At 39.5% G+C, this 16,159-nt stretch carries 15 protein-coding genes and 1 tRNA gene; 5 read left to right on the top strand and 11 right to left on the bottom strand.

What is annotated here, in order from left to right:
• Positions 1-4: 4 nt before the first annotated feature.
• Positions 5-382, bottom strand: a complete 378-nt coding sequence (locus A0739_RS07885) for a YwiB family protein (protein ID WP_082243838.1) — start codon at positions 380-382, stop codon at positions 5-7.
• Positions 383-453: 71 nt separating this feature from the next.
• Here A0739_RS07885 and A0739_RS07880 point away from each other — a divergent pair, with 71 nt between their 5' ends.
• Together A0739_RS07880 and yidA are read left to right on the top strand one after the other, a co-directional pair.
• Entirely contained in the window at positions 454-1,761 is a 1,308-nt protein-coding gene (locus A0739_RS07880) for an HD domain-containing protein (RefSeq protein ID WP_061587603.1), read from the top strand.
• A 9-nt stretch (positions 1,762-1,770) separates the two neighbouring features.
• Positions 1,771-2,577, top strand: coding sequence for a sugar-phosphatase (gene yidA, locus A0739_RS07875; protein WP_061587602.1), 807 nt, complete (start codon positions 1,771-1,773; stop codon positions 2,575-2,577).
• 373 nt (positions 2,578-2,950) lie between these two features.
• Here the strand turns inward: yidA and A0739_RS07870 are convergent, their stop codons facing one another.
• The 8 genes from A0739_RS07870 to A0739_RS07830 all read right to left on the bottom strand — a co-directional run bounded on the left by A0739_RS07870 (position 2,951) and on the right by A0739_RS07830 (position 8,721).
• Positions 2,951-5,047 (bottom strand): SEC10/PgrA surface exclusion domain-containing protein, encoded by a 2,097-nt coding sequence (locus A0739_RS07870; RefSeq protein ID WP_061587601.1) that lies wholly within the window; start codon positions 5,045-5,047, stop codon positions 2,951-2,953.
• Between the two features lie 501 nt (positions 5,048-5,548).
• Positions 5,549-5,836, bottom strand: coding sequence for a helix-turn-helix transcriptional regulator (locus tag A0739_RS07860; RefSeq protein WP_231082580.1), 288 nt, complete (start codon positions 5,834-5,836; stop codon positions 5,549-5,551).
• 783 nt (positions 5,837-6,619) lie between these two features.
• Positions 6,620-6,691: transfer RNA gene (locus tag A0739_RS07855), tRNA-Arg, on the bottom strand.
• A gap of 42 nt (positions 6,692-6,733) precedes the next feature.
• Entirely contained in the window at positions 6,734-7,081 is a 348-nt protein-coding gene (rplS, locus tag A0739_RS07850) for a 50S ribosomal protein L19 (protein WP_001068670.1), read from the bottom strand.
• A 118-nt stretch (positions 7,082-7,199) separates the two neighbouring features.
• Entirely contained in the window at positions 7,200-7,529 is a 330-nt protein-coding gene (crcB, locus tag A0739_RS07845) for a fluoride efflux transporter CrcB (RefSeq protein WP_061587599.1), read from the bottom strand.
• Positions 7,523-7,897, bottom strand: a complete 375-nt coding sequence (crcB, locus tag A0739_RS07840; RefSeq protein WP_061587598.1) for a fluoride efflux transporter CrcB — start codon at positions 7,895-7,897, stop codon at positions 7,523-7,525. The genes crcB (A0739_RS07845) and crcB (A0739_RS07840) overlap by 7 nt, the downstream gene beginning before the upstream one ends.
• A complete protein-coding gene (locus A0739_RS07835) occupies positions 7,894-8,160 on the bottom strand; it encodes a chorismate mutase (protein WP_061587597.1) in 267 nt (88 codons plus the stop codon). Before A0739_RS07835 ends, crcB (A0739_RS07840) begins: the two co-directional genes overlap by 4 nt.
• Positions 8,161-8,277: 117 nt before the next feature.
• Positions 8,278-8,721 (bottom strand): flavodoxin, encoded by a 444-nt coding sequence (locus A0739_RS07830; protein ID WP_001162125.1) that lies wholly within the window; start codon positions 8,719-8,721, stop codon positions 8,278-8,280.
• 103 nt (positions 8,722-8,824) lie between these two features.
• Here A0739_RS07830 and A0739_RS07825 point away from each other — a divergent pair, with 103 nt between their 5' ends.
• From A0739_RS07825 to A0739_RS07815, 3 genes are all read left to right on the top strand, one after another.
• Complete coding sequence (locus tag A0739_RS07825; protein WP_061587596.1) at positions 8,825-9,769, top strand: DHH family phosphoesterase; 945 nt, start codon at positions 8,825-8,827, stop codon at positions 9,767-9,769.
• A 107-nt stretch (positions 9,770-9,876) separates the two neighbouring features.
• Positions 9,877-10,728 carry a hypothetical protein gene (locus tag A0739_RS07820; protein ID WP_061587595.1) on the top strand — a complete coding sequence of 284 codons (852 nt, stop codon included), beginning with the start codon at positions 9,877-9,879 and terminating at the stop codon, positions 10,726-10,728.
• A gap of 163 nt (positions 10,729-10,891) precedes the next feature.
• Positions 10,892-11,134 (top strand): type B 50S ribosomal protein L31, encoded by a 243-nt coding sequence (locus A0739_RS07815; protein ID WP_000710762.1) that lies wholly within the window; start codon positions 10,892-10,894, stop codon positions 11,132-11,134.
• A gap of 114 nt (positions 11,135-11,248) precedes the next feature.
• Here A0739_RS07815 and A0739_RS07810 read toward each other — a convergent pair whose 3' ends face one another.
• Both A0739_RS07810 and carB read right to left on the bottom strand, forming a co-directional pair.
• The gene (locus A0739_RS07810) at positions 11,249-12,583 is read right to left on the bottom strand and encodes an Nramp family divalent metal transporter (RefSeq protein WP_033629962.1); all 1,335 of its coding nucleotides are present in this window, start codon (positions 12,581-12,583) and stop codon (positions 11,249-11,251) included.
• A gap of 213 nt (positions 12,584-12,796) precedes the next feature.
• Complete coding sequence (carB, locus tag A0739_RS07805) at positions 12,797-15,973, bottom strand: carbamoyl-phosphate synthase large subunit (RefSeq protein ID WP_061587594.1); 3,177 nt, start codon at positions 15,971-15,973, stop codon at positions 12,797-12,799.
• Between the last annotated feature and the right edge of the window lie 186 nt (positions 15,974-16,159).

Genomic DNA, 16,159 nt, shown 5'->3' with positions numbered 1-16,159 from the left:
TTTCTTATCCCCAAGTAATTTCTAATTGATAGCTAGCAAAGGGATGTCCCTCTTGGTTTTGTAGTTGATAGGCTAGCTCAATCTTTTGCCTATCCAGTTTGTAGTGACTCGTTTGAATGATAAACTCCTGCATCCCCATTGGAGTAGGAATATAGGCTAAACTATCACTATCCTTTAGAAAACGCAGGATGGTTTTGGGATTCGAGAAACGGGTCATCACTAGTTCTTCTTCATGAAACTTGAGAACCACTTTTTCTTTTTCCTCATTATAAAAAAGCAGATAGCTATAATCCCCTTTTTCACGCACTTCCACGTCATAAAGTTGGTCAATGACTTCCAATTGTTCATCAAACTGAATCCTATTTCGCATCCGAATCTTCACATCAAATCCTCTTTCATGTCTCTTGTCCTACTATTTTACCAAAAAGAGCAGGATTTTGCTATAATGGTCATATGAATGAAAAAGTATTCCGTGACCCAGTTCACAACTATATCCACGTCAATAATCAGATCATATACGACTTGATCAATACAAAAGAATTTCAACGTCTGCGCCGTATCAAACAACTAGGAACTTCTAGCTATACCTTCCATGGTGGTGAGCACAGTCGCTTTTCCCACTGTTTGGGAGTCTATGAGATTGCTCGACGTATCACGGAGATTTTTGAAGAAAAATATCCTGAAGAATGGGATCCTGCTGAGTCTCTCTTGACCATGACCGCTGCGCTCCTTCATGACCTTGGGCATGGTGCCTACTCGCATACTTTTGAAAATCTCTTTGATACAGATCATGAGGCCATTACCCAGGAAATCATCCAAAGTCCTGAGACAGAGATTCACCAAGTTCTGCTACAAGTAGCGCCAGACTTTCCTGAAAAGGTGGCTAGTGTCATCGACCATACCTACCCTAACAAGCAGGTCGTGCAGCTCATTTCTAGTCAGATCGATGCGGACCGTATGGACTATCTCTTGCGCGACTCCTATTTTACAGGAGCATCTTATGGGGAATTTGACCTGACTCGCATTCTCCGAGTCATCCGTCCTGTCGAAAATGGGATCGCCTTTCAGCGCAATGGAATGCATGCCATCGAAGACTATGTTCTCAGTCGCTACCAGATGTATATGCAGGTTTATTTCCACCCTGCAACACGTGCCATGGAAGTTCTCCTGCAGAATCTCCTCAAACGTGCCAAGGAGCTCTACCCCGAGGACAAGGACTTCTTTGCACGCACTTCTCCACATCTCCTCCCTTTTTTCGAGAAGAAAGTCACTCTCGCTGACTATCTGGCTCTTGATGATGGCGTGATGAATACCTACTTCCAGCTCTGGATGACCAGTCCTGACAAGATTCTCGCTGACTTGTCGCAACGCTTTGTCAACCGCAAGGTCTTTAAATCCATCACCTTTTCACAAGAAGACCAAGACCAACTCGCAACCATGAGACAACTGGTTGAAGAAATCGGTTTTGATCCAGACTACTATACTGCCATTCATAAGAACTTTGACCTCCCTTATGATATCTATCGTCCCGAATCTGAAAATCCACGGACACAGATTGAGATTCTACAGAAAAATGGTGAACTGGCAGAACTCTCTAGCCTGTCCCCTATCGTCCAATCCCTTGCTGGCAGTCGCCATGGAGACAATCGTTTCTATTTTCCGAAAGAAATGTTGGATCAAAACAGTATCTTCGCAAGCATTACCCAGCAATTTTTACACTTGATTGAGAACGATCATTTTACCCCAAATAAGAACGAATAGAGGAAATTTATGAGTATTAAACTAATCGCCGTCGATATCGATGGTACCCTGGTTAACAGTAAAAAAGAAATCACTCCGGAAGTCTTTTCTGCCATCCAAGATGCCAAACAAGCTGGTGTCAAAGTCGTCATTGCAACGGGTCGTCCCGTTGCAGGTGTTGCCAAACTTCTGGACGACTTGCAGTTGAGAGACGAGGGTGACTATGTTGTAACCTTCAACGGTGCCCTTGTCCAAGAAACTGCTACTGGCCATGAGATTATCAGCGAATCCTTGACCTATGAGGATTATCTGGATATGGAATTCCTCAGTCGTAAGCTCGGTGTTCACATGCATGCTATTACTAAGGACGGTATCTATACTGCCAATCGCAATATCGGAAAATACACGGTGCACGAATCAACCCTCGTCAGCATGCCTATTTTCTACCGTACTCCTGAAGAAATGGCTGACAAGGAAATCGTCAAGTGTATGTTTATCGATGAACCAGAAATTCTCGATGCTGCGATTGAAAAGATACCAGCAGAATTTTACGAGCGCTACTCTATTAACAAATCTGCTCCTTTCTACCTTGAACTCCTTAAAAAAAATGTAGACAAGGGTTCAGCTATTACTCACTTAGCTGAAAAATTAGGATTGACCAAAGATGAAACCATGGCGATCGGTGACGAAGAAAATGACCGTGCCATGCTGGAAGTTGTTGGTAATCCTGTTGTTATGGAAAATGGAAATCTAGAACTCAAAAAAATCGCCAAATACATCACCAAAACAAATGACGAATCTGGCGTAGCCCATGCCATCCGTACCTGGGTATTGTAAAAAGGCAAGAATAGACGAAAACCGCTCTGCTGAGCGGTTTTTGTCTATTTCATTTTAGAATTAGCAATAATTTCAAAAGATAAATAAGTTTGCCTTAGTTTCTGCAGAAACCGAACCTGTAGAAACTACCATACCCAACATTTCAAATGCAAGGATAACTCCACAAGCACCACCAACTTTCATTTTACGGATTGAACCATAAGCCTTATATTCTTGTCCTTTTTACATTTAATTATTTATCTCCTTTTCTAAAAACATTTATAACAAATTAAAACTCTCAATCACTTGATGGTGAACGAGAGAGTTTATAAACAACTACAATCATATTTTCTCCTTTTCTACAAAAAAAGAGCCAGTAAAACTGACTCTTAATCTATTTCCATCTACCTAAATCATCAACCCAATAGCCTTGTACCCTCTCAGAACGAGCATAGATACCATTAGACTTCAAATAAAACCATGCTTTATAATAATTATCGTAAATCCATTCACTTTTTGCCATCTTACCATTAGATTTCAGATAATATGAACCTTGCCATGTACTACGTGAATAACTTCCATCAGATTTCAAATAGTACCATGCTTGATAATATAAATCATAAACCCATTCACTTTCTGCCATCTTACCATTAGATTTCAGATAATATGAACCCTGCCATGCACTACGTGAATAACTTCCATCAGACTTCAAATAGTACCATGCTTGATAATATGAGTCATAAACCCATTCACTCACAGCCATTTTTCCATCTGATTTCAAATAATATGAACCTTGCCATGTATTTTTCAATGGTTGATTATTCTTATAGAAATACCACGTTTTACCTTCTTGAATCCAGCCATTCTTCTTAAATGAAATAGCAGGAGCAGGCTTAGTTGGATTTTTCTCTACCTGCTTCTCCTTTGATGGAGTTGGTTTTGTCTGAGCAGGTTTTTTATTCTGAACATATCGTCCAGTACCATCAACATAGTATCGACCATTGTCTACCCATGAATCCGTAACCATTTTTCCATCAGAACCGAACCAATAATCACCTTCCCATGTGTTTTTTATAGGCCTATTATTCTTATAGAAATACCATACTGTTCCTTCTTGAACCCAACCATACTTTTGATTTTTATTTTGAACATACTTTCCTGACTTGTCAACGTAATAGCGACCATTGTCTACCCATGAATCGGTAGCCATTTTCCCGTCAGAACCGAACCAATAATCACTTTCCCATGTGTTTTTTAAAGGTTGATTATTCTTATAGAAATACCAATCGTTTCCTTCTCTTATCCAACCTTTTTTCTCTTTTAAGGCTTCTTTCGCTTTACGTTCTTTCTCCTTTTCTTTTTCTTCTTCTTCGTTTAACTTATCAATTTCTTTAGAGATTTTTTCATATTCTTTATAAGAAGTATTTAGTTTTTCCAACTTCCCTTTTTCTACTTCCAACTCTTTCTCTTTCTTGCCAAGAGTTGATTTTCTGTTACTTTCTGTAGTATTCACAGGAGTTTTTGTACTAAAATTATTCTTAGTTGATTTTGAAATTTGCTTGTCCGAAACAGTAATAAAACTCATTTGAGTTCCATCTTTCAACAAGAAAATTGAAAGACCAAAATAATCTACATTATTCGGCTTCCCCCAATTCACTCCAGCAATGGATTGAGCATGATAGTATTCATAACCATTATACATAAAATCTAAAATGGCATTATAAATAGTACGTTTTAATTGTGCTTTTGTAACATCATATAAACCCTGAGTCGTACCTGCGCCATTTTCATAATATTGAGCACCATATTTTTTTTCTTCATCTTCCTTAGTAGAAGTAGGCAACCCATACTCTCTAGCTACCTCATTGATTCCTTTTACATAGTGCCAATACTCTACACTTCTATCTGCTTTTTGCATTTTAACAGACAGTTTACTAGCAAAATCAATAGACGATTCAGCAAGAACTAGTTCCTTAGTTCCCATTTGCCTTCTTACTTGATTTATCATATCAAAGGCAAAATAGTTCAATTCAATCAATACTTCTTTTGGAAGATTATCAAGATCATAAACTTCAGCTTTATCTGAACCAACAGTTACAAAGTCATTTTTCTGTAAAGCTAACTTCGCACTTTCACTTTTCAGAATTTCTTCTGCCTGATCTCGTTCTTGTTCACTCTTACTATCATCAAAATTATCCTTTAATGCTTTAACATAAGCAGGACTTACCTTAATAGTATTCTTTTCACTATATGGCACTTTCAAGGCTTCAACTTGTTTCTTCAAGGTATCAACCTTATTCTCAGATTCAACAAGTGAATACCAACGACCATCACCTAGATAGCCAGTAACACCATTCTTCTTAGCAAGTTCACTTCTTTGATTATCCAATTCTTTAATCTTAGATTGTCTTGCAGAATCAGCATGAACAACACTACTAAATGCCAACAATATAGCAGTAGATAAAAAAGCTATTGACTTTTTATATTTCATTCAAATATCCCCTTTTTTTAAAAATGTTATATACATTATATCATATCTCTTTAAAAATAAATTTTATTATTTTAAAATTCAATAATCACTCCATCTTCTCTAAAACGATTATAGGTTCTTTCAATCTTAGACATAATTTTACTGTAATAACTTCGTGTAAGTTGACCTACAGCATACAACTGATAATACAAATCATCACAACATTTTTTTGAAGATACATATACATCAGCACCATTTTTTACATGAGCATAGATTTTCAAATTCCAGCAGAATCGACTATAGATTCGGTTATACTCTTTTATGATCCATTCTTCGGAATATGTCCTCAAACCCTCCTTATAACCATACTCTTCGATCTTAACACACCTCTTTCCTACTACTAAATCTTCTCTGCTAGGTCGAGTAAGAATCGTTTCACTTCACTCTTATGAACGTATTTTGTCTTATCATCATCAGAAAAGCGAATAGTTTCTTCATAACTTTTTCCTTTAGTCAACATTGTTACCAGTCCATGAGAAATTGATGGTGACAACCTAGATTGTCTAAATCTTTTGTAGACAATACTTCTTCACGCTTCACAGTGAATTTTTCATCTACATTGATAAAATCATCTATCGTACAATTATAATACTTTGCTAGCTTATAAAGTTTATCAATGCTAGGCTCACGATCACCACTTTCATAGCGTTTATACGCTTTCTTTTGAATACCTAGATAATTTGCTAAATCATCTTCTGACTTATTGTTTCTTTCTCTATACAAAATCAATGCTTTTGATACGTTAATCATTTTGCTTCCTCTTTTCTCTTTTCTACACCTCTACTCATATTGTTAATTTACATAAAGGAACTCAATAGATTCCCTTGTGAAAACTAACAATACTTTCAATTCTTATCAGGACAAAACCTGTTTTATAAAAATCTAGTTATTGTTAATTTTTTTTTGCAAAATAAAAAGGCTTATTTCAAAGCCTTTTTACGTTTTTTTTCAATAGAATATAGCAATATAAAATGTATGCTCTTATCTTCGCATACTTTCAGCTTCTCAGCTTACTACCTTCGCCAAGGTCACAAATTTAAGGATAACTCAATATCCCCTCTTTCTTACCCAAAGGCATTAGCAAGATTTTACTCTCACACACGACCATACAACACATAGACCTCACTATCTCACTCTAGCTACCTTCTAAGAAGTATCATTGACTGTACCACAGCCGTCAGTTCCCTTTTCTTATCTACTAAGGCGAAAGGGCGAAACACCTACATTTTACATATTTGTATATAAAATGTGGGTGTTTCTCACAACTAATTTACATTAAACAGAGATAAACAAGTCAAAAATTAATTATTTAACTAACATAGCGAACATAAATAACTTATACCTATAAAGCCTTACTCCTATGATCTACTTAACTTCATAATCATCAAAATCAAAACAAATATTTGGTCAAATTTTGGTCACAATTTGGTCAAAAATTCCAAAAATACTAACCTATTTTAAAAAGTTAACTTGTGATGATTGCCTTTAAACTAACACTTTAAATATTCTTTTTTTTCTTTACGCTTCTTTATATGCCCCCTGCAGGAATCGAACCTGCAACTACTCCTTAGGAGGGAGTTGTTATATCCATTGAACTAAGGGAGCTAGAGAAAAACCCTGCTGGGTAAGCAGAGTTTTTTAGTCGAATTAACGACGGATTTCTTTGATACGAGCTGCCTTACCTTGAAGTGCACGCAAGTAGTACAATTTCGCACGACGTACTTTACCGTAACGAACAACTTCGATCTTTTCAACACGTGGAGTGTGGATTGGGAAGATACGCTCAACACCTACACCGTTAGAGATTTTACGAACTGTGTAGTTTTCTGAGATGCCAGCACCTTTACGTGCGATAACAACACCTTCAAAGATCTGAACACGTTCACGGTTACCTTCGACAACTTTCGCGTGTACACGAACAGTGTCACCAGGACGGAATGATGGGATATCTGTACGAAGTTGACCTTCAGTCAAGCTTTGGATTAATGGATTCATTTTATTCTCCTATCTTTGTCAATCTTGAGGAACCTTCCTCAGCGGATAAACTGTATTTTTGTGCGTCCATTACACACAAGATACAGTTTACCAAATTTCCACCTAAAAGTAAAGAAATTTATAGCAGAATTCCTAAAAAAATCGCTAGAAAACCGCCTAAGTAAGTTAAGAGAAAATAGCTATAAAACACCTTCTTATCGCTTAACAGTCTTTGCAGCTCGTCATTCAAGGTTGAAAAGGTCGTCAACCCACCACAAAAGCCTGTCGCGAGGATAGCATAGACTTCCTTAGACTCCACATGGTTGTAGAGCAAGCCAATCAAAAAACAGCCGAGAAGATTAGCTATGAGAGTTCCTAGGGGCAATTTCGAGGATTGATTATAGCGGGAAAAGAAATACCGCACTAGGGCTCCGAAGCCACAGGCGATTGCAAGATAAACGACTACCATTTCTTCCTCCCTAGAACATAAGCCAAGAGCAGGCCTCCGCCAATACTCAAAAGTAGGTAGATACCTAAACTAAGATAACACCCAGTATCGAGCAGTTTTACTGCATCAAGCATTAGGCTAGAAAAAGTTGTCAAGCCACCACAAAATCCTGTCCCCAGTGCTAAAACCAAGCCTTTACTAGTTCCCTTATAGACCAGATAGCCTTTCACCAGATAGACCAAGCAGAAAATGCCCAGATAGTTGACAAGAAGGGTCCCCCAAGGAAAATCTGGACTGGCTGGTAACCAAGTGGAAACCAGATAGCGGACAAGGCCCCCCACCATTGCAGCCAGAAAAATTCCTAGCGGATAAAATTGTTCTTTTTTCATTTAATGTTTTGATCCTGATAATCACGCGAACGTTTGAGAATGTCTGAAAAAGTAGCAACAATGGTCTCCTGATAGCGCTTATCTTCTACTCTATTTCTGACTTTTTCAAAAATGATTTCTTCTCTCTTAGTATCTAAAATAGGTTTTCCTGAGGCTTTCTTATAGGCAACTACTCCCTCAACCAAATGCATCCGTTCTTCCAGGAGCTTGACGATTTGGTCGTCGATTTGATCAATTTCTTGCCGAATAATATCTAAATCCATGGTGTCTCCTCCTTTATTTGAATTATTGTATCAAAAAGCCACCAAATAGGCTAGTAAAATCACAAAAAAATTAATAAAAAAACGCACTGACTTCTTCCAGTCAGCGCAGTTTGATTCTTATCCTACTTTTGCAGCCAATTCTTCTGCGAATTGTTCCAAACGTTCGATGTCTTCTTCTTCAGCAGAAAGATCAACTTTAACGCACTCTGAACCTTTTTCTGCTCCTGTCGCTACAAAAACACGATCAAAGTCATCAACAGCCTTACAGAATTCGTCGTAGAAGGTATCTCCTGAACCGACCACTCCGTAGATTTTGCCATTCAAGTTGAGATCTGCTAGGTCTTCGTAGAAGTCCATCATCTCATCTGGCAATTCTCCATCTCCATAAGTATAAGTCGCAACGATTGCAATATCCGCCTCCAAGAAGTCTGAAGCGTCAACAGTCGTACATTCATCCACATCGACATCCAATCCTAAGTCACGCAATTTATCTGCTACAATATCTGCAATTTCTTCGGTATTACCGGTCATACTGGCAAATACAATTTTTGCTAATGCCATAACGTCCTCCTCAATTTATCTTTCTCCATTATATCATATCTTTTTCATTTTAAAAATAAAAATTCTTGTGCTACAATGAAATGAGAAAGAATTGAGGTTATTTATGGAAATTTGCCAGCAAATATTAGAGAAAATCAAAGAATACGATACCATTATCATTCAACGTCATATGAAACCAGATCCAGATGCCTTAGGGAGCCAGGTAGGTTTAAAGGCTCTTCTCACACACCATTTCCCAGAAAAAACTATCAAAGTAGTCGGTTTTAACGAACCAACTCTAACTTGGATGGCGGAAATGGATACTGTCCAAGACAGTGACTACCAAGGAGCTCTTGCTATTATTTGTGATACAGCAAATCGTCCTCGTATCGATGATAAACGCTACGAACAAGCTGCTTTCACCATCAAAATCGATCACCATCCAAATGATGATATCTACGGTGACCTATCTTGGGTGGATACAAGTTCAAGCAGTGCCAGTGAGATGATTGCATTATTTGCTCAAGAAAATCAGCTAGCTTTGTCTAGTGAAGCGGCACGACTTCTCTATGCAGGAATTGTCGGGGACACAGGGCGTTTTCTCTACCCGTCAACTAGTGCCCGTACCTTTAGAATAGCTGGCCAGCTCCGAGAAATTGATTTTGACTTTGCTGGACTGTCTCGTCAAATGGATACCATGAGCTTCAAGATTGCAAAATTGCAAGGGTATGTCTATGATCATTTAGAAGTTGATGAGAATGGAGCTGCACGCGTTCTGCTTACTCAAGACATCTTGAAAAATTATAAGGTTACGGATGCTGAAACGGCTGCGATTGTCGGAGCACCTGGTCGAATTGATACCGTTAAGGCTTGGGCTATCTTTGTTGAGCAAGCTGATGGTCATTTCCGTGTGCGAATGCGTAGTAAAATCACTCCTATCAATGAGATAGCCAAACGACACGACGGGGGAGGGCATCCATTAGCCAGTGGCGCCAATTCCTATAGTCTAGAAGAAAACGAACAAATATACAAAGAACTGAAAGAGGCTCTACAGATTCACCAAGGCTAAGAAAGAATTTTCTTGGCATTTTATATGCTATATTCTTAAAATATACGGTTTCTTTGTACCTCAGTTTATGGTATAATAAATCAAACTGAATAAAAGGAGACTTAATAATGGAAAAAAATCGTTTGTATATTCTCATTTCTGCTGGAGTAGCCATTCTTGGTTCACTCTTGCCATGGGCTAGTTTAAATGCAGGTGCTTTTGGGTCCTATAGTGTGAATGGTTACCAAGGTGATGGGTGGTTTGTCATTATCGCTGCTATTGTATCTATTGTTCTTGCATGCTTGAATAATATGAATAAAGCAATGCCTAAAGGGTTCTCAATTGGTGTCATTGTTGCAGGTGCAATTGCAACTCTCGTCACACTAAATAGTCTCTTTAATGTAAATAAATACATGTCTAACTTTGGTGGATATGGCATTTCAATCGGCTTTGGTTTGATTTTAGCTATTCTAGCTAGCATTGCATTAGTTGTAACTGGTCTCTTGGCAATGTCAGGTGGTAAAATTACAAAAGAGTCATTTACTGAATTAGCTGAGTCTGGTAAAGATTTTGCTCAAACTGTCGGACGTGTAACAAGCTCTACCGTTAAAACTGCAGTCGAAGAAATCAAAAAAGAATCTCAAGAACGTAAAAAAGAAGAAACTACAGCTGAAAAAACAGAGACAGCTAAAGAGGAAACCGAGCAAAAAGAAGAAGCTAATGTGGAGGCTGAATCAGCAGCAGAAAATGCAGAACCAGTAAAAGAGGAAACTACTGAATCTGAAACAAAAACAGAAGCTGAACCAGTAGCCGAACCTACAGAAACAGAGGCTGAAGCTGAAACTGTAACAGAATCAACTGAAACAGAACCTACTGAAACTGAAAAAGAAGCAAAATTAGCAGAAGAAAACACAGAACCAGTTAAAGAAACAGAAGTAAAAAATCAACAAGAGGAAAAAGCTCCAAATCAAGAGAACTAATCATTCTTCTACCCTCACTCCAGTAAACACTGGAGTGATTTTTTATCAAGATTTTTAATAAAATCAGGGAAAAGACTTGCCAAACTTATCAGAATCTGATAGACTAGTATGGTAACAATCTATGGCTCGCAAAGAGACCATGGCAGAAAGGAAATATTGCAAAATGAAAAAAGATATCCATCCAGAATATCGCCCAGTTGTTTTCATGGACACAACTACTGGTTACAAATTCCTTAGCGGTTCAACAAAACGCTCTAACGAAACTGTTGAGTTCGAAGGCGAAACTTACCCATTGATCCGTGTGGAAATTTCATCAGACTCACACCCATTCTACACTGGACGTCAAAAGTTCACTCAAGCAGATGGACGCGTGGATCGTTTCAACAAAAAATACGGTCTCAAATAATAAGAAAAAGAACAGTTACCACTGTTCTTTTTTTTACTTCTTTTTATGAACCAACCCCTACTACTTTCTATTTGTCAAGCTTCACGCTGACACTATAATTGATTTCAAACGAGTTTAAAAAATATCGAAAAGAAGCTTGATATTGAGAATGGTCAAGATGATTGAAACTGCGTAACCTAGGATGGTGTTCCACTTAGCATTGGTGAATTCTCCCATCAGTGACTTCTTAGAGGTCAGATAAATTAAGGGGAAGATTGAAAACGGAAGAGCGATTGACAGAAAGACCTGTGAATAGACCAATAACTGATCCAAGGTTTTTTCTTGATGTCCAAACAAGACGGCGACTATAATCACAGGGAGCAAGGCAAAAATACGGGTACCGATACGGATCATCCACTGAGGCAATTTCAGATGCAAAAATCCTTCCATGACAATCTGTCCTGTCAAAGTACCTGTAATGGTCGAATTTTGACCACTTGCTAAAAGGGCTAAAGCAAACAAAGTTGACAGAGTTGAGCTAGCTATCGCTCCTGCTATTGTCGAATCCTGTAAAGCATTGTACATTTGGGAGAATGCTGAAATTTCAGATGCATGACCAAAAAAGAGAGATGCCCCTAAAATAAGAAGCAAGGAATTGACAATAAAGGCTAGGGACAACTGAAGATTTGAATCCCAGGTCATAAAACGCACGGCTTTTCGAACATCCTTCTTATCTTTGTGATTGATTTTCCTTGTTTGAGAAAGAGAGGAGTGAAGATAGAGATTATGGGGCATGACTGTCGCTCCTACAATTCCTAGAGCCAAGGTCAATTGGCTTTCATGACCAGGCAATGGTGTTTCAAATAATGTTGGAGTCGGTAAATAACCACCAAAGATACCCTGAATACTTGGATTGGATAAGGCCACCAGATAGGTAAAGATGGCTAATATGGTTAAAATAAGAGTCGTCACAATGGCTTCAATTTTTTTGAAGCCAAATTTCATCAACAACAACAAAAGAAATACATCTAAAACGGTTAAGAGGATAGCGACCATAATCGGTATTTTAAATAAAAGATTTAAGGCAATCGCTGAGCCTAAAACCTCGGCTAAGTCTGTCGCCATTAAAGCTAATTCTAAAATCACCCAAAGACTATAGCGAAGCCATTTGGGAGCATGATGTGCAGTTGCCTGTGCTAGGTCCATCTTAGTTACGATACCGAGCTTTCCAGCCATCTGTTGTAGCTGCATAGCAATGATGGATGAAATCAAAATAACAAATAAGAGACTATATTTGTAGGAAGCACCACCAACCACACTAGTAATCCAGTTTCCAGGATCCATATAACCAACTGCTACAAGAGCTCCAGGTCCTAAAAATGCTTTTAGATTTTGCCAAAAATGATTGTTATTGGGAGTTTCAATAGATTGATTGATCTCAGAAAGAGAGACTTTTTTGTAAGAAGACATCGGAATTTTACACTTTCTAATCTGTCTTTACTTTTTTTAATGGAATTTTTGAAAATATAATGAAAATAATTTCCCATTTCCAATTCATCCTTATTATATCACATTTTAGAATGATTCTTAAGGAAAGCATAATAGTTGAAATAGGCAATATCAGTATTGCAAAAGACAGCGTTTTCTGACGCTGGCTTTAAAACTATGAAAATATTTTCTCAATTAGATTGCTTCTGTGACAAAGCTACGGCTTTCCAGCACCTTGAGCATGGCATTAGCTGTATCTAGGGCTGTAAAGAGGGGCACACCGTGTTCAATAGCCGAACGGCGAATTTGCTCACCATCTTCGTCAGCAGTTCGTTTGGTTCCAACAGTATTGATGATTGCTTGAATTTTCCCTTTGCGGACAAAACTTGGGATATCCTTCTCATCATCACCGATCTTACCAACAGGCTGGGCATGCAGTCCATGACTAGCAAAGAAGGCTGCAGTTCCTTCTGTCGCGAGGATACCGTAACCGATATTTTGGAAACGACGAGCCAAGTCCAAGGCTTCATCTTTGGCATCATCAGCGATGGTAAAGACCACATTTCCAAAGGTTGGCAAGTGTAGGTAGGAAGCTTCAAAGGCCTTGTAAAGAGCTTTTTCCAAAGTAGTATCAGAACCCATAACTTCCCCTGTTGACTTCATTTCAGGCCCGAGCAAGCTGTCTACCTTAGCTAGTTTCGTAAAGGAGAAGACTGGAGCCTTGATATGAACGCGAGTGCTTTCTGGGTAAAGTCCATCCTGGTAACCAAGTTCTTCGAGACTTTGACCAAGAATGAGCTTAGTTGCTACCTGTGCCATAGGGATATTGGTTACCTTAGAAAGGAATGGAACCGTACGGCTTGCACGAGGGTTTACTTCAATGACGTATACTTTCTCATCCTTGATAACAAACTGGATGTTCATCATCCCAAGACAGTTAAGGCCGATGGCTAGGCGTTTGGTGTAGTCTGCGATGGTTTCCTGAACCTTTTGCGACAAGGTTTGTGGAGGATAAACGGCCATTGAGTCACCTGAGTGGACACCGGCACGTTCGATATGTTCCATGATACCAGGGATGAGGACATTTTCCCCGTCTGAGATGGCATCGACTTCACACTCTTGCCCAACGATGTAAGAATCGACAAGGACTGGATGGTCTGGACTGGCCTTAACAGCGGTACGCATGTAAGAACGAAGGTCTTCTTCGTTTTCGACGATTTCCATAGCACGTCCACCCAAGACATAAGATGGACGAACGAGGACTGGGAAGCCAATCTTGCGAGCAGCAAGCACTGCTTCTTCTTCATTGGTAGCCGTTTGTCCTGGTGGCTGTGGAATATCCAAGTCTTTGAGGGCTTGCTCGAAGAGGTCACGGTCTTCGGCACGGTCTAAGTCAGCGACTTGGGTACCAAGGATGGTCACACCTGCTTTTGCCAAGGGCTCCGCAAGGTTGATAGCTGTTTGACCACCAAACTGAACGATGACTCCTTTTGGTTGTTCCAAATCAATGACATTCATCACATCTTCAAATGTCAATGGTTCAAAGTAGAGTTTATCAGATACAGAGAAGTCGGTTGAAACGGTCTCTGGGTTTGAGTTCATGATGATGGCTTCGTAGCCAGCAGCCTGAATCGCCTTAACAGAGTGAACAGTTGCATAGTCGAATTCAACCCCTTGACCGATACGGATTGGACCTGAACCTAGGACAAGGACAGATTCCTTATCAGACTTGATAGACTCATTTTCCCATCCATATGTTGAATAGAAATATGGTGTTTCAGAGTCGAATTCTGCCGCACAGGTATCGACCATCTTATAGACTGGAACAATCTTGTTTTCCAAACGTAGTTGGCGAACTTGGTCAGCTGTCGTTTTCCAGAGTTCCGCAATCTTACGGTCTGAGAAACCATTAAGTTTAGCAGTTTTCAAGACTTCTAGATCTTGTGGATGGGCACCTAATTCTTGCTCAATTTCAAAGATGTGCAAGAGTTTATCAAGATAAAAGATATCAATTTTCGTAAGCTCAGCGATTTCTTCTGGTGTGTAACCACGGCGAATAGCTTCTGATACGTAGAAGAGACGGTCATCTTGGGCCTTGACAACCTTTTCAATCAAGGCATCATCAGAAACGGTTGCCAGTTCAGGCATTTCATTGTGGTGAACCCCAATTTCAAGTGAACGACAGGCTTTTAGAAGAGATTCCTCGATGTTACGACCAATGGCCATGACTTCCCCAGTCGCTTTCATCTGAGTTCCGAGACGGCGTTCACCTTTTTCAAACTTGTCAAATGGGAAACGAGGAATCTTAGCAACAACATAGTCAAGCGCTGGTTCAAACATAGCATAGGTTGATCCTGTAACTGGGTTAATAACCTCATCCAAGGTCAATCCTACTGCAATCTTAGCAGCCAATTTAGCGATTGGATAACCCGTCGCCTTAGAAGCAAGGGCGGATGAACGAGATACACGAGGGTTTACTTCGATGACATAATACTTAAAGCTATGAGGATCAAGTGCCAACTGAACGTTACATCCACCTTCAATCTTGAGAGCGCGGATAATGCTCAAGCTCGCGTCACGAAGCATTTGGTTTTCATAGTCTGACATGGTTTGTGCTGGGGCAAATACGATGGAGTCTCCTGTGTGAATCCCAACTGGGTCAAAGTTTTCCATGTTACAAACAACAAGGGCATTATCAGCTGAGTCACGCATAACCTCGTACTCAATTTCCTTGAAACCTGCAATGGAACGCTCAATCAAACATTGGGTAACAGGTGACAGTTTCAAACCATTTTCAGCGATTTCACGCAATTCTTCCTCATTGGCACACATACCACCACCAGTACCACCTAGGGTAAAGGCTGGACGGACGATGACAGGGTAGCCGATTGACGCCGCAAAGGCAACAGCTTCTTCCACTGTGTTGACAATTTCAGATTCAGGGATTGGCTGCTCAAGCTCTTCCATCAATTGTTTAAAGAGGTCACGGTCCTCCGCTTGGTCGATGGCCGATAATTTAGTACCGAGAAGTTCTACTCCCAATTCATCTAGGATACCATTTTTAGACAATTCCATGGCCATATTGAGCCCTGTTTGGCCTCCAAGAGTTGGAAGCAAGGCATCTGGACGTTCCTTACGGAGAATACGCGTCACAAACTCAAGTGTAATCGGTTCGATGTAGACCTTGTCGGCAATCTCCTTATCCGTCATGATGGTTGCAGGGTTTGAGTTCACCAAGACAACCTCATAGCCTTCCTCTTTCAAAGACAAGCAGGCCTGGGTCCCAGCATAGTCAAACTCAGCAGCCTGACCAATAATAATCGGACCAGAACCAATCACCATAATTTTTTGAATATCAGTACGTTTAGGCATTTATAAGATATTAAGGGCGTCAAGCGGGCAAAGCTAAAATAGGAGTTATGACGAAGAACTATCAGTTCTAGGAATAACTATCTTTTTAGCACCGTCCGTAGCCCGTATTCAGTTCAGCAAATACGGACCACCCTTCTCCTTTCTATTCGGCAACTCTCTGGTTGCCATTAAATAAATTCTCCGACG

This window comes from Streptococcus oralis (genome assembly GCF_001588645.1).
GTDB lineage: Bacteria > Bacillota > Bacilli > Lactobacillales > Streptococcaceae > Streptococcus > Streptococcus oralis_AB.
This window is presented reverse-complemented; position numbering and strand designations above follow the sequence as displayed.